This is a genomic window from Pseudomonas acericola (SeqCode) (genome assembly GCF_053456465.1).
This window is the reverse complement of the sequence record NZ_JBRFJB010000010.1, coordinates 1-20534: the sequence shown is the minus strand read 5'-3', so window position 1 is coordinate 20534 and position 20534 is coordinate 1. Positions and strand designations below refer to the sequence as shown.

Sequence of the window (20534 nt, the reverse complement as noted above, 5' to 3'; positions counted from 1 at the left end):
GCGCAGCGCTCCCAAGCTTTTTGGGGCCGCTTCGCAGCCCAGCGGGAGCAAGCTCCCTCGCCACAAGGTTGAGCGTGTGGAGTTTGGAAAATGAATCACAAAGTGGCGTTCAGTTTTGCCGACGGCAAGACCCTGTTCTTTCCAGTGGGCAGCCATGAAATCCTGCTGGATGCGGCACTGCGCAATGGCATCAAGATCCCCCTGGATTGCCGCGAAGGCGTGTGCGGCACCTGCCAGGGTCGGTGCGAATCCGGCGATTACAGCCAGGACTATGTGGACGAAGAAGCCCTCTCCAGCCTCGACCTGCAACAGCGCAAGATGCTCAGTTGCCAGACGCGGGTGAAGTCCGACGCGACCTTCTACTTCGACTTCGATTCGAGCCTGTGCAATGCGCCGGGGCCGGTGCAGGTACGCGGGACAGTGAGCGCAGTGGAGCAGGTCTCGGCCAGCACGGCGATCCTGCACGTGCAGTTGGACCAGGCGCTGGATTTTCTGCCCGGCCAATATGCGCGCATTGCGGTGCCGGGCACGGACAGTTGGCGCTCGTACTCGTTTGCCAACCGGCCGGGCACCCAGCTGCAATTCCTAGTGCGCCTGCTGCCCGACGGCGTGATGAGCAACTACTTGCGCGAACGCTGCCAAGTCGGCGATGAACTGCTGATGGAAGCGCCGCTGGGGGCTTTTTACCTACGCCACGTGACCAAGCCATTGGTGCTGGTGGCGGGCGGCACCGGGTTGTCGGCGTTGCTGGGCATGCTGGATGAGCTGGCCGCCAACGGTTGCGAGCAGCCGGTGCACCTGTACTACGGCGTACGCGGCGCCGAGGACTTGTGCGAAGCGGCGCGCATCCAGGCCTATGCCGAAAAAATCCCGGGGTTTCGCTACACCGAAGTCCTCAGCGCGCCCTCGCCGCAATGGCCCGGCAAACGCGGCTACCTCACCGAGCATTTCGACCTGGCGCAATTGCGGGACAGTTCGGCGGATATGTACCTGTGCGGCCCCCCTCCAATGGTCGAATCCATCCAACAATGGCTGGCGGATCAGGCACTTGTTGGCGTTCAGTTGTATTACGAAAAGTTTACGCAGAGTAATATCTGACCCTCAGCACTTCTGAGGGGCTGATGCGGCGTGCACTCAACCCTGAGAAAAACAAGTAGAAGGGAATGTTAATGGCGGATGACATGGTTAACCCGGTAGGCCTCAAGCGAGGCCTGAAGAACCGGCACATTCAGCTGATCGCCTTGGGAGGGGCGATTGGCACGGGGTTGTTCCTCGGCTCGGCCGGGGTGCTCAAGTCGGCGGGCCCGTCGATGATCCTGGGCTACGCAATCGCGGGTTTTATCGCGTTCCTGATCATGCGCCAGCTCGGCGAAATGATCGTCGAAGAGCCGGTGGCCGGCTCCTTCAGCCACTTCGCCCACAAGTACTGGGGCGGTTACGCAGGCTTCCTCGCGGGCTGGAACTACTGGGTGCTCTACGTCCTGGTGGGCATGGCCGAACTGACGGCGGTGGGCAAGTACATCCAGTTCTGGTGGCCGGAAATTCCGACCTGGGTCAGTGCGCTGGTGTTCTTTGTCGCGGTGAACCTGATCAACACCCTGAACGTGAAGTTCTTTGGTGAAGCCGAGTTCTGGTTCGCGATCATCAAAGTGGTGGCGATTGTCGGCATGATCGTGCTCGGCTGCTACCTGCTGTTCAGCGGCACCGGCGGCCCGCAGGCGTCCATCAGCAACCTGTGGAGCCACGGCGGGTTCTTCCCGAACGGCGGCATGGGGCTGTTGATGTCGATGGCGTTCATCATGTTCTCGTTTGGTGGCCTGGAACTGGTGGGCATCACTGCCGCCGAGGCCAGCGAGCCACGCAAGGTGATCCCGAAAGCGATCAACCAGGTGGTGTACCGGATCCTGATTTTCTACGTCGGCGCCCTCACCGTGCTGCTGTCGCTGTACCCGTGGGACCAACTGCTGCAAACCCTCGGCGCGTCGGGCGATGCCTACAGCGGCAGCCCGTTTGTGCAGATCTTCTCGCTGATCGGCAATGACACTGCGGCGCACATCCTCAACTTCGTGGTGCTGACCGCGGCGTTGTCGGTGTACAACAGCGGCGTGTACTGCAACAGCCGCATGCTGTTCGGCCTGGCCGAGCAAGGCGACGCGCCGAAAGCGCTGATGAAGCTGAACAAACAAGGCGTACCGCTGCGTGCCCTGGCGATCTCGGCATTGGTAACGATGCTGTGCGTGGTAGTCAACTACGTGGCGCCGCACAGTGCGCTGGAGTTGCTGTTTGCGCTGGTGGTTGCGTCCTTGATGATCAACTGGGCGCTGATCAGCCTGACCCACATCAAGTTCCGCAAGGCCATGGGCGAGCAAGGCGTGACGCCGTCGTTCAAGACCTTCTGGTTCCCGTTCAGCAACTACCTGTGCCTGGCGTTCATGGTGGTGATCATCAGCGTGATGCTGGCGATTCCAGGGATTCGCAATTCAGTGTTTGCGATGCCGGTGTGGGTGGGGATTATCTATGTGGCGTATCGGTTGCGCGTTCGTAAAAGCAACGCGGTAGTGAACGCACAGTGATACCTGTGGGAGCCGGGCTTGCCCGCGATGGCGGTGGGTCAGCCACTGGATATGTTGGCTGATAGATTGCTATCGCAGGCAAGCCAGCTCCCACAGTTTTGATTGCATTCCAAAATGAAGAAGCCCCGGTGATCCGGGGCTTTTTTGTTTAGAGGGTTGAACGTACTCGCCACAGTTCGGGAAACAACACCGTGTCGAGCATCTTGCGCAAATACCCCACGCCTTCAGTGCCGCCGGTGCCCGGCTGGAAACCGATAATCCGCTCCACCGTGGTCACATGCCGGAAGCGCCACTGGCGGAACGAATCCTCCAGGTCGATAAACTTCTCGGCCAACTGATACAAATCCCAATACCGGCTTGGATCGCGATACACCTCGCGCCACGCCGCTTCCACGGATTCATCGTGCACCGTCGCCGCCGTCGGGTCGCGCTCGGCGCGTTTTGGGTCGATCGCCAGGCCGGCCTTGAGCATCAGATTGATCGCCTCGTCATACAGCGACGGCGTGGCAATCGCCACTTTCAACTCGTTCAACAGTTCTGGCCGATGCGCGTGGGGCCGCAACAGCGCCGCGCTTTTATTGCCGAGGATAAATTCGATCTCCCGGTACTGGAACGACTGGAACCCCGACGACTGCCCGAGGAACGGGCGGATCGCCTTGTATTCCGATGGCGTCATCGTCGCCAGTACCGCCCAGGCGTGTACCAGTTGATCAAAGATCCGCGACACCCGCGCGAGCATCTTGAACGCCGGCGGCAGTTCGCCCAGGCGCACGTGTTCGCGGGCGGCCTTGAGTTCGTGGAGCATCAGTTTCATCCACAGCTCAGACGTCTGGTGCTGGATGATGAAGAGCATTTCGTTGTGGTCCGGCGACAGCGGGTGCTGGGCACTGAGGACTTTGCCCAGGTCCAGGTAATCGCCGTAGCTCATGGACTCGGAGAAATTCAGCTCGGCGTTATGCCATTCTTCGGGCGGTTGGTAATCGGCAGAAAAGGGACATTGGCTCATCGCGTGGGCTCCTTGAGCGGGCGCAGGATTGCGCGGACCGGGCTGGCATCGAGGTTGGCAAAACGTAGCGGCAGGGCGATCAGTTCATAGTCGCCCTCCGGTACGTCGTCGAGCACGATGCCTTCGAGAATCGCCATGCCATGGCGCGCCACGGCGTTGTGGGAATCCATGGTCTTGGACTGTTGCGGGTCCAGGGACGGCGTGTCGATACCGATCAAACGCACACCCAGGCTGGCCAGCAGCTCGATAGTTTGCGGGGCGATGGCGGTGAAGTTCGCATCCCACTCGGTGAGCGGCGCTTGTGGATAAGTGCGCAGCAGCACGCGCTCGGGCACGTTATCCACACGGCCTTCGAGCTGATGCGGCTGCACCAGCGCGCCGCTGCCCAGGCAATGCAACACGCGGCACGGGCCCATGTACACGTCCAGCGGCACTTCGCCGATCGGCGCACCGTCCGCGCTGTAATGCAGCGGCGCATCCACATGGGCGCCGGTGTGCGGCGACAGGGTAATGCGCCCCACATTCACCGGGCATTCCGGGCCGAACTGCCACACGCGTTCTTCCTGGAACGGCGTATCTCCCGGCCAGGTCGGAGTCGCCGTACTCAAGGGCGGGCTGATATCCCACCACGTTTTTATTGGGTTCATTTCAAGGCTCTCGGCGGTTACTGGGGTGAATGATACGAGGGCCGGGTGCGAATTTTCTTGCGAATTCTGGCGTGAGACGGGAAATCTTTCGCACTTACTGCGAGGAAATGGCTGATATACGCACAAACCTATCGCTCGCACACACCCCAATCCCTTGTGGGAGCCGGGCTTGCCCGCGATAGCGGTGTATCAGGCGATAAAGATGCAAGCTGGGCCGCCGCCATCGCGGGCAAGCCCGGCTCCCACAGAGATCTGTGGTGTTGGTGGGATCATCACCCGGCTGCGCTTCTGGGCATCCCGATGTCGAGTTCAGACCACTGGCCCTGCGCCCAAGGCCTTAGGGTGGACCTTTCCATTCCCTGCCTCGGAGACATCATGTCCAAGCCCATCACCGTACTGCGTGACACCCATCCCTTGCCGGTCCTGGATGCCTGCAAATGGGAAAAGCTCGAAGGCGACCCGCACACCGTCAACCTCAACGCCTACACCAGCGAAGACGGCAGCAAGATCATGGGCACCTGGATCTGCACACCGGGCAAGTGGTACGTGGACTACGTGAAGTGGGAATACTGCCACTTCCAGGAAGGCTACTGCATCATCACCCCAGAAGGGATGGAGCCGATTCACCTGCGGGCTGGGGATATCTTTGTGGTGGAACCGGGGATGAAGGGGACGTGGGAAGTGGTTGAGACGGTGCGTAAGTATTTTGTGTTTGCCTAAACAACACCTTGCTCCCGCTGGGCTGCGCAGCGGCCCCAAAAAAGATGGGAGCGCTGCGCACTCCAGCGGGAGCAAGCTCCCTCGCCACAGTGTTTATTTGGGTTTGCGATAGCTGTTGATAATCGCCGAGAAGTCCTTGCCCCCTTCCCCACGCTGACTCATCGACTGGTACAACTGCTGCGCCACCGCGCCCAGAATCACAGGTTGCTTAGCCTGGCGTGCCGCTTCAGTCGCCAGCCCCAGATCCTTGAGCATCAGGTCAGCACCAAACCCACCGCTATAACCACGGGACGACGGTGCAGTTTCAATCACGCCCGGCCATGGGTTGTAGGTATCAGAACTCCAGCAACGCCCGGTGGAGCTGTTGATGATCCCCGCCAGCACCTGGGTGTCGATCCCCAGCGCATCGCCCAACGCCATGGCTTCGCTGACGCCGACCATGCTGATACCCAGCAGCAGGTTGTTGCAGATCTTGGCGATCTGACCGGTGCCGACTTCACCGCAGTGCACGATGTTGCGGCCCATCTGCGCCAGCACCGGTTGCAGGGTGGCGAACAGTTCCGGGTTGGCGCCGACCATGAAGGTCAGCGTCCCTGCCTGGGCGCCGCCGGTGCCGCCGGAGACCGGGGCGTCGGCCACTGCAACGCCTTGTTTCGCCGCCGCAGCGGCGACATCACGGATGGTCTGCGGGTCGATGGTGCTGCAATCCACGGCCGGCACGCCTTGGCCGATGCCGGCCAATACGCCGTCTTCGCCGAGCCAGACGCTGCGCACATGGGCCGCTGCCGGCAGCATGGTGATCACCAGTTCCGCGCCGCTTGCCGCGTCACGCGGTGAATCGCTGATGCTGCCGCCCAGTTCGGCCAGTTCCTTGAGGACCGTCTGGTTCAGGTCAAACAGGTTCAGCGCGTGGCCAGCCTTGATCAGGTTGCGGGCCATGGGCGCGCCCATATTGCCCAGGCCGATAAATGCAATCTTCATGGTCGTCTCCCGGAATCAGCGCAGGTTGATGGTGGTGTTGACGCCATCGTTGACCGTGTCGTCGTCGAACCAGCGGCTGGTGACAGTCTTGGTCTGGGTGTAGAACTGCACCACTTGCTTGCCGTACGGGCCGAGGTCGCCGAGCTTGGAACCACGGGAACCGGTGAAGCTGAAGAACGGCACCGGCACCGGGATCGGGATGTTGATGCCGACCTGGCCTACATCGATTTCACTCTGGAACTTACGCGCCGCCGCACCGCTTTGGGTGAACAGGCCGGTGCCGTTGCCGAATGGGTTGGCGTTGACCAGCGCGATGGCTTCATCAAGGGTCGCGACTTCGAGCACCACCAGCACCGGGCCGAAGATTTCCTGGGTGTAGATCTGCATATCGGTAGTCACGCCCGAGAACAGGGTCGGGCCGACGAAGTTGCCGTGCTCGTAGCCCGGCACCTTGATATCGCGACCATCCAGCTCCAGTTTGGCGCCTTCTTTCACACCGCTTTCGATCAAGTCCAGGATGCGTGCCTTGGCGCGCTTGGAGATCACCGGGCCAACATCCGTGCCCGCTTCGCTGCCGGCATTGACCTTGAGTTTCTGCGCCAGCGCCTTGAGGTCCGGCAGCCATTGCTTGGCCGCGCCCACCAGCACCACCACCGAGGTGGCCATGCAGCGCTGGCCCGCCGCGCCGAAACCGGCACCGACCAGGGCGTTGAGGGTGTGTTCGCGGTTGGCATCAGGCAGCACCACGGCGTGATTTTTCGCGCCCATCATCGACTGCACGCGCTTGCCGTGTTTGCCGGCCAGGTCGTAGACGTGGGTGCCGACGGCGGTCGAGCCGACGAAGGACACGGCCTTGATGTCTTTATGGGTGCACAACGCATCCACCACATCCTTGCCGCCGTGGACCACGTTCAGTACGCCAGGCGGGACACCCGCTTCGAGGGCCAGCTCAACCAGCAGCACGGTGGACAGTGGGTCCTGTTCGGACGGTTTGAGCACGAAGGTGTTACCGCAGGCAATCGCCATCGGGAACATCCACAACGGAATCATCGCCGGGAAGTTGAACGGGGTAATCCCGGCGCACACGCCGATGGGTTGGCGCAGGGTGTAGGTATCTACGCCACCGGCGACGTTCTCGGCGAATTCGCCCATCTGCAAGGTGCCAATGGAGCACGCGTGTTCGACCACCTCCAGGCCACGGAAAATATCGCCTTCGGCATCGGCAATGGTCTTGCCCTGCTCGGCGCTGAGGACGACGGCGATGCGTTTGGAATGCTCGCGGATCAAGGCTTGCAGCTTGAGCATGATGCGCATGCGCGCGCCGATCGGCGTCAGCTTCCAGGTCTGGAAGGCGCGGTGGGCGGCGTCGATGGCGGCATTGACTTCATCGGCCGTGGCGAACGGCACTTTGGCCAGCACCTCTTGGGTGGCCGGGTTGACGATGTCGTGCCATTCGGTGGTCCTTGACTCGACCCATTCACCGTTGATCAGCAACTTGACCTGTTGTACGGAAATATCGGCAGATGCGTTCATGGGGTCTCCAATTCTTATTGATATGCAGAGAACCAAGGCGTTGAACCGCCTTGAAGAATGAGGCGTTCGGACTGTTTTTGGAGTATAGATGTGCAAACTTCTAATAAGAACGCACATAAAAGCCGGTCCAATATGCAAAAAAACATCACGTCACTGGGCTCCCTGAACTGGGATGACCTGAAGTTTTTCCTCGAAGTGGCCCGCACCCGCAAGGCCAGCGTCGCCGCCAAGCGCCTGGCGGTGGACTACACCACGGTGTCGCGGCGCATCAGTTCGCTGGAAGTGTCACTCGGCACCCTGCTGTTCGAAAAATCCCGCACCAGCGGTTTCGTCCTCACCCCCGAGGGGCAACGTTTGCTGGGTTACGCGGAATCCATCGAAAGCACCTTGCACATGGCCTGCGAGCAAGTCTCCGGCTCCGGCGTGGCGCTGTCCGGCCATGTGCGCATGGGCTGCACCGAAGGCTTCGGCAGTTTCTTCGTCACCCCGCAGTTGAGCCATTTTGTCGACACGTACCCGGCAATCTCGGTGGACATCCTGCCCCTGCCCCACTTCATCAGCCTGTCCAAGCGCGAAGCCGACATCGTCATCGCCCTGGAACGCCCGGAACACGGGCCCTACGTGTGCTGCAAACTGTGCGACTACAAATTGCAGCTGTACGCGACCCAGGACTACCTCGACCAACACCCGCCGATCCGCAAACCGGCGGATTTGGCCGAGCATCCGTTTATCAGCTATGTGGATGATCTGGCCTTCAGCTCGGAGCTGCTGTACCTGGCGAATGTGGTGCCCGGCGCCAGCGCCAGCCTGCGCAGTACCAGCGTGATTGCGCAGTACGTGGCGGCGCAACAGGGCCGGTCGATGGCGATTTTGCCGTGCTTTTTGGCCGCGCAGGACCCACGGTTGTTGCCGGTGTTGGGGGAGGAGATAACGATTACGCGGCAGTTCTGGATGTATTGCCGGGAGGATTTGCGGAAGTTGAAGCGGATTACGTTGTTGTGGGATTACATCCGCGAGGTGACGGAGCAGAACCAAGGGTTGTTGATGGGGCAGACGCGAGAGATGCGATTTAAAGCTCACCCCAAATAAAGTGTGGGAGCTGGCTTGCCTGCGATGGCGGTGTGTCAGTCAGCATATTCATTGCTGATAGACCGCTATCGCAGGCAAGCCAGCTCCCACAGTTGATTGGGTTTCAAATTGAAATGGGGGACTGACTCAGTCCGCGATCACTACGATCGACACCCGGCGATTCTCCGTGCGCCCCGCCACCGTGGTGTTCGGCGCCACCGGTTCGCTGCTGCCCAGGCCACGCAGCTGGATGTTTTCTTCCTTCATGCCCACGCCCGTCAGCACCTTGGCCACGCTCTTGGCACGACGCAGGGACAGTTGCTGGTTGTAGGCTTCTTTGCCCGAGGCATCGGTGTGGCCGTCCACGCGCACGCGTTCGATGCCGACACCCAGCAGGGCCTTGCCGATGCGTTCGACGATATCGGTGCTGGGTTTGTTGAGCGCTTCGACATCGCTGCCAAACAGCACTTTGCCCGACAAGCCAAACGCCCAGCCTTCATCAGTCAGTTCAAAACCCTGTTGCTTGAGCACGGCGACTTGCGCCGGGGTCAGGCCTTTGGGTGGGGCGGTCTGGCAGCCGCCGAGGGCGAGCAGTGCCACCAGCAGGGTGATAAACATAAAACGTGCGGTCGAGAACAAGGGGGTCAACTCCTGTGTTGAACATTGACGACGGGGCTCTCCGGCTCCGCCGTTTGCTGGCCGCCCAGCGACAGGCGCTTGGCCTGGTACATCGCTGCGTCGGCGGCATTGAGCAAGGTGCCAGGGGTGGCGCCATGATCGGGGTAGATGGCGATGCCGATGCTGAGGGAGGTCAACACCTGGGTGTTGCCCGGCACCGGGATCGGCTGGTCCATGCTGGCGATGATTTTGTCGGCGATGCGCTGGGCATCTTCAAGCTTGTGCAGGGGCGCCAGCAGGATGGCGAACTCATCGCCACCGAGGCGCGCCACCAGGTCGTCTTCACGCAACTGCGCACGCACGCGCTCGGCCACGGCGACCAGGACCGCATCGCCGGCGGCGTGGCCGAAGTTGTCGTTGATGTCCTTGAAGCGGTCGCTGTCGAGGAACAACACGGCGACGCGCTCGTTGAGTTTGGCGGCGCTGCGCAGGGCACGGATCAGGCGGCCTTCGAAAAAGGCGCGGTTGGGCAGGCCGGTGAGGCTGTCGTGGTTGGCCTGGTGCGCGAGGGTTTCGTTTTCGCTTTGCAAGTGGTTTTGCCAGGCTTCCATTTCGCCGAGCAAGGCGTTGAAGTCGCTGCCCAGGCTGTCGAGTTCGGCGATTCGCGCCGGTGGCACGCGCCGGTCGAAATCACGCTCGCTACGGGCAGCGTGAGCCACGGCGGCGAGGCTTTGCAGCGGGCCGGTGATACCGCGCAGCAGGCGCTGCGCCAGGTGCAGGGCGACCCAGGCGCTGAGGGCAGTGCAAATCAGGATGCCGGCCAGGCCGCTGAGCAAAAAGCGCAGCAGGCTGGCGCCGTGACCGGTCAGGTGGATGCTGCCCACGGTGCGCCCTTGATGGAGGATCGGCTGGCTGATGGGCTGTTCGAGCAGGGTATGCGCCAGTTCCAGTTCAACCCGCGAGAGCATGCCGGTGTCCGGGCGTACCCATTGCGCCAGCAGCTTGCCGTTGGCGTCGAAGACTTCGGCCCGCGCCACTTCTTCGGTGGAGGCAATCAGGCTCAAGGCTTCGGTGGCAGCGGCACTGTCGTTGAACACCACCGCCGCTTCCACGGTGTAGTTGATGGAGCGCGCGATCAGGTGCAGGTTGTGCTCGGCGTACACCCGCAGCGCCAGCACGCCGAGCAGGGTCAGGGACACGCTGGCCAGGCTCACCGCCACCAGCGCCAGGATCATGTGCCCACGCCCGATGACAGAGCGCAGGGTCGGGCGTACGTTTACCGCGCTCATGGCTCAGGCGCTCGGCGACGCGACAGTTGCAGCACGCTGGGGTGAATGCGCACGCCGCTGCGCGCCACGGAGTCGAGATTGACCTCGAACGACACTTGCTCATCCCCCACCCTCAGGCAGAACAGGCTGCCCACCGTGCATTGGTCGCCGCCTTCACTGATGCTGAGCACCGGGTGCCCGATCAGCGAGGCAAACAGCTGGCTGCGTTCATCGCCGCTGAGCTTGCCGATATACACGGCGTTGCAGGCATTGACGATATCGGGATGGTCCGCCAGCAACCGCTGCACCAGCACCGGACGACCGGTGGCTTGGGTGGTGCCTTTGATCAGGTCGTCGGTGTACTGGGTCGGGCCGACAATGCACAGGCGCAACTGCGCCGGCTCTACCGGCCAACGGGCATAGCTGAGGATGCCAAGGACCACTTGGGTCACCGCCTGGGCGCGATGATCTGCCGGGCTCGGCGCCTGGGCAAATACGCGGGGCGCGAGCATGCCAAGAACCGCCACCAGTAACATGCGTCTCCAGCTCAAACTACGCTCTGTGGACGAGCCAGCCACCTTCATGCAGCGATTCTCTCAGGTCTTTTCAAGATGATGCCGCAACGATAGCACAGCGACGGAAACCCCCGCGATATGGCGCCAAAAATGACCTATCAGTCAGTTTTTTCCGCGTCATGTTCCAACTCCAGCATCAGCCCGCTCAAGCGCTTGACCTTGCGCGCCACGGCCTCTTCAAACACGCCGCCACGGGGCTCGATCAGGCTGAACCAACGCTTGGCCCGGGTAATGCCGGTGTAGATCAGTTCTTTGGTCAGCACCGGGTTCAGCGCGTCCGGCAGGATCAACGCGGTGTGCGTAAATTCCGAGCCTTGGGATTTGTGCACAGTCATGGCGTACACGGTTTCCACATCATTCAGACGGCTAGGCAGTACAAAGCGTACGCCGCCCTGGCCATCGTTACGTGGGAAGGCTACGCGCAGCACTTGGGGCCCGCCGTCGCTTTCCGGCAGTTTGAGGGCGATGCCGATATCGCCGTTCATCAAGCCCAAGCCGTAGTCGTTGCGGGTCATCAGCACCGGGCGGCCTTCGTACCATTGCTCGTCACCGTCGATCAGCCGCACTTTGCGCAAGGCGGCGGTGATGCGCAGGTTCAGCCCTTCCACACCCCACGGGCCTTTGCGCACGGCGCAGAGCAGTTGGAAGGCGTCGAAGGCTTGCAGCAGCTGTTGGGCCCAGTGGGTCCAGGCCGCGTCTTCGCGCGGGGTGTCGAGGGCCGGACGTGCGCTGCGCAGCAGGTCGAGGTAGTAGCGATAACCCTGGGCACCGTCGCTGCCCTGCCCGTCCAGCACCAGGCGCTCCAGGGCGTGGTCGTGCTCGCCTTTGAGCCGGACGCAGGCCAGGTCGCTGTGGCTGCCGGCATTCAACAGTTGCCGGGCTTGTTCGGCGTTTTGCTGGTTGACCAGGCGCGCCAGCTGGCCGATGCCGCTGCCTTCACCAAAACGCCGCGAGTAGCGCAACATCACCACTTGCTGGGCCAGCGGGTGGCTGCCATCGCGGTCTTCCTGCAAGCCACTGGCGCCGAGGTCTTCACCACTGACCGCTTGCAGCCATTGACGGGTCTCGGCGCTGTACCAGCCGTCTTCGGCGTCACGGCACAAATCGCCGAGTACGGCACCGGCCTCGACCGAGGCAAGTTGGTCCTTGTCGCCCAGCAGCACCAGGCGCGCGTGCGGCGGCAAGGCATCCAGCAGGTTGGCCATCATTTCCAGGTCGATCATCGAGGCTTCGTCCACCACCAGCACATCCAGGGGCAAGGGGTTGCCCAGGTGATGACGGAAGTGGCGCGTGCCCGGGCGACTGCCCAGCAGACGGTGAACGGTTGTGACCTGGGTCGGGATTTTTTCGCGCACAGTGTCGGGCACCGTCAGCGACTGCACTTGCTGGCTGATGGACTCGGTGAGGCGCGCGGCGGCTTTACCGGTCGGCGCGGCCAGGCGGATGCGCAGCGGGCTGCCGGCTTCCACCGCCGGGGCCTGCAACAGTGCGAGCAAGCGCACCACGGTGGTGGTCTTGCCCGTGCCGGGGCCGCCGGTGACGATGCTGAACGCACCGCGAGTGGCCAGGGCGCAGGCGAGTTTTTGCCAGTCGATCACGCCATCGGGCGGCGGCTGGTCGAACAGGCCGTTGAGGCGCTGGGGCAAGTCGGCGGCGACGCTTTCCTGGGTGGCGAGGCGCCGGCGCAAGGCGCTGTCGATGCGCCGCTCGTAGGCCCAGTAGCGGCGCAGGTACAGGCGCGTGCCGGACAAGACCAGTGGACGACTTTGGGCCGACTCGCTGCCATCGCCGCCCAGCGCGACCAGGCGACTGGCGGCCAGGGCCTGGCACCAGTGATTGCCATCGAGGCCGCTGAGCAGTTGCGACGGCAGCAACATGGCACCGGTTTGCAGATCGCCTTCGGGCGGCAAGGACAGGGCGAAGTCCGGCGCCTTGAGGGTTTCGACCAGGTCCAGGCACACGTGGCCGTGGCCCAGTTGGTGGCTGGTCAAGGCGGCGGCCAGCAGCACCACGGGGTCGGCCTGGGGATCGAGTTCGTGTAGGAAGCCGATGAAGGCCTTGTCCAGGGCACGCAACCAGCCACGGTCGACCCAGCGCTCAAGCAGTTGCACAAGGTCGGCGGCACGGCTGAGGGGTTCCAACGCCTCAAGCGGCAGGGGCGACAGGCTCATAACAGGACTCCTTGTTCCCAGGCGGGCTCAACCTTGGGCGGGATGGGCTTGCCCTGGAACAACAGGTCCAGGCTTTCGATCAGTTCACGGGGTGGGCGCGTGAAGTACGCGCCCCGGCTGGCGGATTGCACGCCGCGCAGGAACACATACAGCGCGCCGCCGACATGGCGATCGTAGTCATAATCCGGCAGGCGCGCCTTCAGTTGGCGGTGCAGGGCCAGTAGGTAAAGGACGTATTGCAGGTCGTACCGATGATCGAGGATCGACTGTTCCATGGCATCGACGGTGTAGGCCGAATCGTCAGGGCCAAGCCAGTTGGACTTGTAATCCGCCACGTAATAGCGACCGTCGTGTTCAAACGTCAGGTCGATAAAGCCCTTGAACATACCGTTGAGCAACACCGGCTCAGCGGCGACCCGCGAGACGCCTTTGTGGGTGTGCTGGCATACCAGTTTGTCGAGGGCGAGCACGTCGACTTTGTGGCTGGCGAACCAGAACTCCATTTCGATCTGGTACTGCTGCAGGCTGCTGAGGGTGACCTGGTCGTTATCCACCGGCAGCGGGGTTTGCAGCAACTGGCCGAGCCAACCGCTGAGGGTAGTGATCCAGCCTTCCCAGTTGCGGCGGTTGCAGCGCGCGCCGACGGCTTGTTCGATGGCCTGCGGCGTGACATTGAAGCCGTCTTCGCCGGCCCACTCCAGCAGGCCGTGGAGGAAAGTCCCCGGATTCGGACCGCGTGGGAAACGGTGAATATCACCGCCAGACGCCGCCACTTCGCGCGGTGCGTCGGGATCGAGACGCTCGTCATCGAACAACTTTTGCGCTTGTGGGCTTTCTGGCGCTTCCGGCGTGGCCACACTCATGCTGTCACCAATGCGCAAGGCGCTGTAGGAGGCGATCCACCAGTTCTCCGCAGCCTTGCGTTTGGGCAGCAGCGGCGCGAGCAGCGTGGCTTCGTTGCGCGGAGGGTGGAAGAGGACGTCTTGCGCCTCGGGCACTTGCCCGTAGTGCATGGCGGGGCAGCCTTCCTGCAAGTCCAGCAACCAGCGCGCCAGGGCGGCGGATTCGCCCAACGAAGCGCCGGCGCCGAGCAGGTAGCCCAGCGCAGACAAGTGCAGCACAGAACTGCTGCTATTGCCGCGTTTGAGGTCGGCGATACCCAGCCAGCAGGCGTGTTTGGCGCGGGTCAGGGCGACGTAGAACAGGCGCAGGTCTTCGGCCAGGCGCTCGTCATCGGCCTGGGCGATCAGCTCGGCGGTCGGGCGCAGGCTGACTTGGGGTTTGCCGTTTTCATCGTGGTAATGCAGCGGCAAGCGGCTGCCGTCCACCGGTTTGGCTGAGCAGATGAACGGCAGGAAGACCAGGTCGTATTCCAGGCCCTTGGACTTGTGGATCGTCACGACCTTGACCAGTTGCTCGTCGCTTTCCAGGCGCAGGATCTGCTCTTCGCCGGCCTGCCCCGACAGTGCCAGGTGTTCGGCCAGGTGACGGATCAGCGCTTGCTCGCCATCCAATTCCGAGGCGGCCTGTTGCAGCAACTCGCTGAGGTGCAACAGGTTGGTCAACACGCGTTCGCCATCGCTGCGGGCGATCAGGGTTTGCGGCAGTTTGAAGTCGTGGAGCAGGCGGCGCAGCATCGGCAGCACGCCTTGGCTGCGCCAAATCGCACGGTAGCCACGGAACTGCATCACGCGGGTTTCCCACACCAGTTCGTCCTGGTTCAGACGCTCCAGTTCCGGCAGTGACAGGTTCAGCGTCACGCAGGCCAGGGCGGCGCGCAGCGGGCGTTCGACGTCCGGCTCGGCACAGGCCTTGAGCCAGGCCAGCAGGTCGTGGGCTTCCTGGGCGGCGAAGACCGAGTCTTTGTCCGACAGGTACACGCTGCGCACACCACGGGCGGCCAGTTCAGCGCGTACGGCCTGGGCTTCCTTGCCGTCGCGTACGAGGATGGCGATGTCTGACGGCAGCACGCCGATGAAGCTGTCATCCGCTTGCCGGAAACCCGCCGTGCCCTGCTGCCCGCCGTTGAGTAATTCGACAATCTGCGTGGCACAGGCTGCGGCCAATTGTTGGCGGTACACCACGTTGGAAATCGGCTGGTCGGTGGGCAGGTGCCACAGGTTCATCGCCGGCAGCGTTTGCCCATTGACCTGCAATTGCTCTTTGCGGCCCTGGGACAATACCGGTTGGAACGGCACCGGGTTTTCACCGTCCGGCTTGCGGAACAGGAACGCGCCACGCCCGCTTTCGGCACGTTGGAACACATGGTTGACCGCCTCGACCATCGCATGGCTGGAGCGGAAGTTGGTGCCCAGGGTGTGATGGCGGCCGGTGGTGGCCTCACGTGCGCGCAGGTAGGTGTAGATGTCGGCGCCACGGAAGGCGTAGATCGCCTGCTTCGGGTCGCCGATCAGGAATAGGCCGCTGTCGCGGTGGTTTTCTTGGATGCGGTAGATGCTGTCGAAGATGCTGTATTGCACCGGGTCGGTGTCTTGGAATTCGTCAATCAACGCGACGGGAAACTGTTCACGAATCACACTCGCCAAACGCTCGCCGCCTTCAGCCTTTAGGGCGCTGTTGAGGCGGGTGAGCATGTCGTCGAAGCCCATTTCGGCGCGGCGCCGTTTCTCTTCTTCGAAACGTTTGCCGACCCAACCGGCGGCATGTTGCAGCACGGCGGCATCGGGGGTTGGCAGGGCGTCGAGGGCAGCCTTGAGGCCGGCCATCGCGTCGATACCGGGGTGATGCGGCGGGTCGCCCTTCCAGGCTTCGGCCATGCCATCGGGGGTCAGGCGGGTAAAGCCGGTGCCGATGTCGAGTTGTTCGAGGGTTTCGTCAGCGGCCCAGGCGCTGATCTTTTCGAACCAGGGCTCGAAGTAACGCGCCTGCATCTTACGGCCGTCGACGGCTTTGGCGGCCACGGCTTGTAGGCAGATGTCACGGAGTTCGATGGCCCATTGTTGCCAGGGCGCCTTGAGTTCCCTCAGGGCTTCGCGGCGCTCTTGCAGGCAGGCGTTGATCAGCTCGGCAGGGTCGCGGGTTTCACCGGTGGGGCGTTCGCTGCCGAACAGCGCGCGCACCCGTGGCATCAACGCGGCCGGCCCACCCCAGTTGTTGCGCACCCAGGTGAGCGCGTCGTCGTGCATGGGGTAGCAGAACAGCCGCCAGTAATCGCGCAGGACTTCACCGAGCAAGTCGCTGTGGTCGGTTTCCAGGGTCTGGGTGAACAGGCTGCCGCTGTCGAAGGCGTGTTCGCGCAGCATGCGCTGGCACCAACTGTGGATGGTCGAGACGGCGGCCTCGTCCATCCACTGCGCGGCGATGTCCAGGCGGTTGGCACAGGCGGGCCATTGCTCCGGTGGGTATTGGTCACGCAGGTCGGTGATCAACGGGTCGAGTTTGTCGATTTCACTGCGGAAGAAACGCGCCGCTTCGGCCAGCCGGATGCGAATGCGCTCACGCAATTCCTTGGTCGCGGCGTCGGTAAACGTCACCACGAGGATTTGTGGCGGTAGCAGTTCGCGGCCAAAACCGGACTCATCGCCACCATTTCCCAGCACCAGGCGCAAGTAGAGGGCCGAGATGGTGAACGTTTTGCCAGTGCCCGCGCTGGCTTCAATCAGCTGGCTGCCTTTTAGCGGGAAGGCCAGGGCCAAAGGTTTGCTGCTCATGCGCTGGCCTCCGCGCTGGTGAGTGATCGCCACGGGGCGTTGATCAGCGGGCGATACAGGGTTTCGCACCAACCATCGAACTCTTCGCTGGCGATGAGCGTGGCGAAGTCGGGGAATTGTCGGGTGAGCGCGGGGGTTTCGCGGCGCTCGCCGTCGGTGTTCACGCCGTCGCCTTCGTAGGCTTTTTGGGCGGCGGCTTCTGCCTTCGCGGGGTCCGATTGACCGAGCCAAGCGAACGCAGTTTTGACCGCGACCGGCAGCGGCTTTTTCATTCCTGCGTGCCAGGCCAACAACAGGTTACCGAGGATCTCCTGAGCGGTACTTGTTTCCAGTGGCGGCAATAGCAAGGTGTCATCGCTGGCCACCAAGCCGGTGCTCAACGAAAGGCCGCAGGCACACGCGACGACGTGATTGACCCAAGGGCGAATCAGGCGATGCCACTTGCGGGTCTTGATCGAGCCGATGCTGTTGGGGATGGTGGTCACGCTTAACAAACCGCCATCACTGCGCCGATGCAGGCCGCTGATCCAGCCTTCCAGTTGAATACCTTGATGCTCAAAACTGACCGGTTCGGCGCCGGTGTGTGGCGTCGGCCAGAGGGCCAGCAACTGTTGGTAGCGTTGCACCAGGTCGGGCAAGGGTTCGATCAATTCGTTGCGCAGGCATTCGCCGAAACCGACCATCGGCAGCAGGCCGCTGCCTTGCAGGCGCAAGGCCTGGGCATTGAGGGCCTGGTCGAGATGTTCGGGCCGGGCCAGCGCTGCGTTCAGCAGGCTATCGCTGAGGCTGTAGCGTTGCAGCGCATCGAGAACGAAGGGCTCTTCATCGGCAAGGGGCACTTCGGCCGCTTCAAAGAACACTTTCAGGCGTTGGCTGAAGAAGTGTTTGACCGGATTGCGTAGGAAATCTTGCAGCTGGCCGAGGCTCAGGGGTTCTTCTTGTTGGTGCTCCGGTAGCTCGTCTGCCTTGGGTTCGGCTTCGGATGCTTCGTGCAGCAACTGCCATTCGCGAGCGTAGCTGAACAGCGGGTCGCCTTCGTGGAAGTAGCGGGCGCTGAAGGGCTGCAGTGGATGCTCTTGGGTCATCGCTTCGAGGAGCGGCTCCTCGCTTTGGGCGTGGTGCCAGCCGCTGGCGAGATGGTCGCGTAATTGACCGATCAGCACCGATGCCGGGCGCTCGCTGTTGTCGCGGATGCTGCGGCCAACCCAGCTGATATAGAGCTGGTCCCGGGCGGAAAGCAGGGCTTCGAGGAGCAGGTAGCGGTCGTCTTCACGACGTGAACGGTCACCGGGGCGGTAATCGCTGCCCATCAGGTCGAAGTCCAGCGGTGGCTGGGCGCGCGGGTAGTCGCCGTCGTTCATGCCGAGCAGGCAGACGAGCTTGAACGGGATCGCGCGCATGGGCATCAGGGTGCAAAAATTGACAGCTCCGGCGAGGAAGCGCTGGGACAGACGGCCTTGGTCCAGGCCGGCGAGCCAGGCTTCGCGGACGACGGTGAGCGGTAACTCGTCTTGCAGGCCGACGGACTCACAGGTTTCCAGCCAGGTTTCGCGCAGCTGTTCGAGTTGGCCGAGCAGGTAGTCGTCATGCTCGCTGCTGGGCAGGAAGAACAGTTGCATCAGGCGTTGCAGGCGCTCGCCCCACGCTTGGGGAGCAGCCGGCTGGGACAGAGTTTTATGCGCGTCATTGAGCGCATCGAGCAAGGCAACCAGCGGGCCGATCAGCGCCGCGTCGAGGCCGCCGATTTCGTCGTAGGGTTCGATGCCGTCACAGGCAGCGCCGGTGCCTACGGCGTAACCGAGCAACATCCTACGCAAGCCGAATCGCCAGCTGTTCTGTTCCAGCTCTTGTGGCAGCCCAAGCCCCGCGCGTTGTTCCGCGTTTAGCCCCCAGCGAATACCGGCGCCTTCGATCCAGCGGTGCAGCGTGGGCAGGTCGCGCTCTTTTATGGCGAACCGTTCACGCAGCGCCGGGACGTCGAGCAGGTCAAGGATTTCACTGACCGGGAAGCGGCTGTCGGGGAGTTTCAGCAGGTGTTCCACGGCAATCAGCAAGGGGTCGCGGCCGCGCTGGCCCTGGTCGGTCAGCGTGAAGGGGATGAAGCGCGGGTCGTTGCGCTCAAGCTGGCCAAACACTGCGCGAATGTGCGGCGCGTAACTGTCCACGTCGGGGACCATGACGATGATGTCGCGGGGGCGCAGCGTGGGGTCGGCGCTGAAGCGTTGGAGCAGTTGGTCGTGGAGGATCTCCACTTCGCGTTGGGCGCTATGGGCGATGTGGAAGCGGATTGACGTATCACGCGACAGATTGACAGCGGGCCAGTGTTCGCGGGTTTCATTCAGTGGACGCAGTTCGAGGATGTCGTCCTGGAGTTGGTTGAGCAGTGTGGTGGGTTCGCTGTCGCTGAACAGATCGATGCGACCATCGCGGAACGCGGCGCGGTAGCTGTTGGGATCGTCGTAGCTGTCCAGCAAGCTGATGTAGTCACGGCCTTGTTTGCCCCAGGCGGCCAGCAGCGGGTGGGCGTGCTGGTGCAGGGTTTGCGGGTCGATGGTGACCGGCATGCCGGTCTTGCGCGCCTGGCGTTTGTATTCGTTACGCAGCAGGTCTTTGTCGGCGACGATGTCGGACCAGTGGTGACGGCAAGGGTTGTGTACGCAGAGCAGGACTTGGCTGAAACGTGCCAGGCCGGCGAGGGCTTCCAGCGCTTGGGCGGGCAACGATGAAATGCCGAAGACGATCACTCGGGAAGGTAGGCCTGGAGGGGCTTTTTCCAGGGTATTGATGCGTTCGATGAAGCGCTGATGCACGCCGGCGCGGCTTTCGGCCATGCCTTCCTCACCCACATCCAGCAACAGCGCACGCCATAATTCGGCTTGCCAGCAGTTGGCCGGGTCTAGGGGTTTTGACTCGCCTCGACCGTTACGCAATTGGTGGCTGCCTGCAGCCCAGTCTTCCAGCCAATCGGCACGGTAGACCTGGTATTGGTCGAACAGGTCAGCCAGGCGTTCGGCGAGTTGGTAGCGCTTGCGCAGGTCGGTGTCGTGGGTGAGGAAGCGTTGCAGCGGTTCGAAGTGCGGTTGATCGATGAGTTCCGGGAGCATGCGCATGAGGCGCCAGGTTAGCGGGGCTTTGTCGAGCAGGGACTTGAGCGGAATTTCGTCACGGCCAAGAACCATTCGGTAGAGCTGCCACATGAAGCTGCCGGGGAGTTGCACATCGATTGCTGCGGCGATGCCACAGCCACCCATGTCGTCGTCTTCTGGGTCTTCGGCCAGGGCCAGTTTGAGCCATTGGGCGATGCCGTTGCTTTGTACGAGGGCGATTTCGTTTTCCAGGGGGGCCAGGGGATAGCGGCGCATCCAACTGACGACCAGGCTGCGCAGCTCGTCCAGGCGGTTGCCATGAACCACCATGAACCCAGCGCTGAGGGGCGTCGCATCCGGCATAACGGCTTCCTTGGGAAAACAAAATCGAGGCGTGGACTTTAGCATTGAAGGTCACCGTAATGGCCCTTCACGTACTTTTCGACCGCCCAAAACAAAACCCCTGACTGCGTTAGCAATCAGGGGTTCTGGAATTTAATCTTGACGATGACCTACTCTCACATGGGGAAACCCCACACTACCATCGGCGATGCATCGTTTCACTGCTGAGTTCGGGATGGGATCAGGTGGTTCCAATGCTCTATGGTCGTCAAGAA

The 20534-nt window shown here is 62.5% G+C and carries 14 protein-coding genes and 1 rRNA gene; 4 read left to right on the top strand and 11 right to left on the bottom strand.

Annotated features, from left to right (window positions below; genetic code table 11):
* Positions 1-90: 90 nt before the first annotated feature.
* Both antC and ACU688_RS25165 read left to right on the top strand, forming a co-directional pair.
* Positions 91-1098, top strand: coding sequence for an anthranilate 1,2-dioxygenase electron transfer component AntC (antC, locus tag ACU688_RS25170; protein ID WP_448186815.1), 1008 nt, complete (start codon positions 91-93; stop codon positions 1096-1098).
* 71 nt (positions 1099-1169) lie between these two features.
* Positions 1170-2573, top strand: coding sequence for an amino acid permease (locus ACU688_RS25165; RefSeq protein WP_286841554.1), 1404 nt, complete (start codon positions 1170-1172; stop codon positions 2571-2573).
* 148 nt (positions 2574-2721) lie between these two features.
* Here the strand turns inward: ACU688_RS25165 and kynA are convergent, their stop codons facing one another.
* Entirely contained in the window at positions 2722-3579 is an 858-nt protein-coding gene (gene kynA, locus ACU688_RS25160; protein WP_017738408.1) for a tryptophan 2,3-dioxygenase, read from the bottom strand.
* On the bottom strand, positions 3576-4226 hold the full coding sequence (gene kynB, locus ACU688_RS25155) for an arylformamidase (RefSeq protein WP_448186814.1): 651 nt from the start codon (positions 4224-4226) through the stop codon (positions 3576-3578). The genes kynA and kynB overlap by 4 nt, the downstream gene beginning before the upstream one ends.
* 375 nt (positions 4227-4601) lie before the next feature.
* Between kynB and ACU688_RS25150 the strand changes: the two genes are divergently transcribed.
* Complete coding sequence (locus tag ACU688_RS25150; RefSeq protein WP_015885872.1) at positions 4602-4946, top strand: cupin domain-containing protein; 345 nt, start codon at positions 4602-4604, stop codon at positions 4944-4946.
* Between the two features lie 93 nt (positions 4947-5039).
* Here ACU688_RS25150 and mmsB read toward each other — a convergent pair whose 3' ends face one another.
* Both mmsB and ACU688_RS25140 read right to left on the bottom strand, forming a co-directional pair.
* Positions 5040-5927, bottom strand: coding sequence for a 3-hydroxyisobutyrate dehydrogenase (mmsB, locus tag ACU688_RS25145; protein ID WP_448186813.1), 888 nt, complete (start codon positions 5925-5927; stop codon positions 5040-5042).
* 15 nt (positions 5928-5942) lie between these two features.
* A complete protein-coding gene (locus tag ACU688_RS25140) occupies positions 5943-7460 on the bottom strand; it encodes a CoA-acylating methylmalonate-semialdehyde dehydrogenase (RefSeq protein WP_448186812.1) in 1518 nt (505 codons plus the stop codon).
* A 132-nt stretch (positions 7461-7592) separates the two neighbouring features.
* Between ACU688_RS25140 and ACU688_RS25135 the strand changes: the two genes are divergently transcribed.
* Complete coding sequence (locus ACU688_RS25135; protein WP_305431376.1) at positions 7593-8549, top strand: LysR family transcriptional regulator; 957 nt, start codon at positions 7593-7595, stop codon at positions 8547-8549.
* Positions 8550-8675: 126 nt separating this feature from the next.
* Here ACU688_RS25135 and yfiB read toward each other — a convergent pair whose 3' ends face one another.
* The 7 genes from yfiB to rrf form a co-directional block, all read right to left on the bottom strand.
* Entirely contained in the window at positions 8676-9167 is a 492-nt protein-coding gene (gene yfiB / locus ACU688_RS25130) for an outer membrane lipoprotein YfiB (protein ID WP_257782493.1), read from the bottom strand.
* A 5-nt stretch (positions 9168-9172) separates the two neighbouring features.
* Positions 9173-10435, bottom strand: a complete 1263-nt coding sequence (dgcN, locus tag ACU688_RS25125; protein ID WP_448186811.1) for a diguanylate cyclase DgcN/YfiN — start codon at positions 10433-10435, stop codon at positions 9173-9175.
* Positions 10432-10998 carry a regulatory sequestration protein YfiR gene (gene yfiR / locus ACU688_RS25120; protein WP_448186810.1) on the bottom strand — a complete coding sequence of 189 codons (567 nt, stop codon included), beginning with the start codon at positions 10996-10998 and terminating at the stop codon, positions 10432-10434. The genes dgcN and yfiR overlap by 4 nt, the downstream gene beginning before the upstream one ends.
* Positions 10999-11087: 89 nt before the next feature.
* The gene (recD, locus tag ACU688_RS25115) at positions 11088-13160 is read right to left on the bottom strand and encodes an exodeoxyribonuclease V subunit alpha (protein ID WP_448186809.1); all 2073 of its coding nucleotides are present in this window, start codon (positions 13158-13160) and stop codon (positions 11088-11090) included.
* Positions 13157-16831 (bottom strand): exodeoxyribonuclease V subunit beta, encoded by a 3675-nt coding sequence (recB, locus tag ACU688_RS25110; RefSeq protein WP_448186808.1) that lies wholly within the window; start codon positions 16829-16831, stop codon positions 13157-13159. The genes recD and recB overlap by 4 nt, the downstream gene beginning before the upstream one ends.
* A complete protein-coding gene (recC, locus tag ACU688_RS25105) occupies positions 16828-20280 on the bottom strand; it encodes an exodeoxyribonuclease V subunit gamma (RefSeq protein WP_448186807.1) in 3453 nt (1150 codons plus the stop codon). The genes recB and recC overlap by 4 nt, the downstream gene beginning before the upstream one ends.
* Before the next feature lie 136 nt (positions 20281-20416).
* Positions 20417-20532, bottom strand: a 5S ribosomal RNA gene (rrf, locus tag ACU688_RS25100).
* Between the last annotated feature and the right edge of the window lie 2 nt (positions 20533-20534).

Excerpts from the sequence above, each read along its gene's own strand:
- antC (WP_448186815.1), top strand. The coding sequence starts at position 91 with ATGAATCACAAAGTGGCGTTCAGTTTTGCCGACGGCAAGACCCTGTTC.
- ACU688_RS25165 (WP_286841554.1), top strand. The coding sequence starts at position 1,170 with ATGGCGGATGACATGGTTAACCCGGTAGGCCTCAAGCGAGGCCTGAAG.
- kynA (WP_017738408.1), bottom strand. The coding sequence starts at position 3,579 with ATGAGCCAATGTCCCTTTTCTGCCGATTACCAACCGCCCGAAGAATGG.
- kynB (WP_448186814.1), bottom strand. The coding sequence starts at position 4,226 with ATGAACCCAATAAAAACGTGGTGGGATATCAGCCCGCCCTTGAGTACG.
- ACU688_RS25150 (WP_015885872.1), top strand. The coding sequence starts at position 4,602 with ATGTCCAAGCCCATCACCGTACTGCGTGACACCCATCCCTTGCCGGTC.
- mmsB (WP_448186813.1), bottom strand. The coding sequence starts at position 5,927 with ATGAAGATTGCATTTATCGGCCTGGGCAATATGGGCGCGCCCATGGCC.
- ACU688_RS25140 (WP_448186812.1), bottom strand. The coding sequence starts at position 7,460 with ATGAACGCATCTGCCGATATTTCCGTACAACAGGTCAAGTTGCTGATC.
- ACU688_RS25135 (WP_305431376.1), top strand. The coding sequence starts at position 7,593 with ATGCAAAAAAACATCACGTCACTGGGCTCCCTGAACTGGGATGACCTG.
- dgcN (WP_448186811.1), bottom strand. The coding sequence starts at position 10,435 with ATGAGCGCGGTAAACGTACGCCCGACCCTGCGCTCTGTCATCGGGCGT.
- yfiR (WP_448186810.1), bottom strand. The coding sequence starts at position 10,998 with ATGAAGGTGGCTGGCTCGTCCACAGAGCGTAGTTTGAGCTGGAGACGC.
- recD (WP_448186809.1), bottom strand. The coding sequence starts at position 13,160 with ATGAGCCTGTCGCCCCTGCCGCTTGAGGCGTTGGAACCCCTCAGCCGT.
- recB (WP_448186808.1), bottom strand. The coding sequence starts at position 16,831 with ATGAGCAGCAAACCTTTGGCCCTGGCCTTCCCGCTAAAAGGCAGCCAG.
- recC (WP_448186807.1), bottom strand. The coding sequence starts at position 20,280 with ATGCCGGATGCGACGCCCCTCAGCGCTGGGTTCATGGTGGTTCATGGC.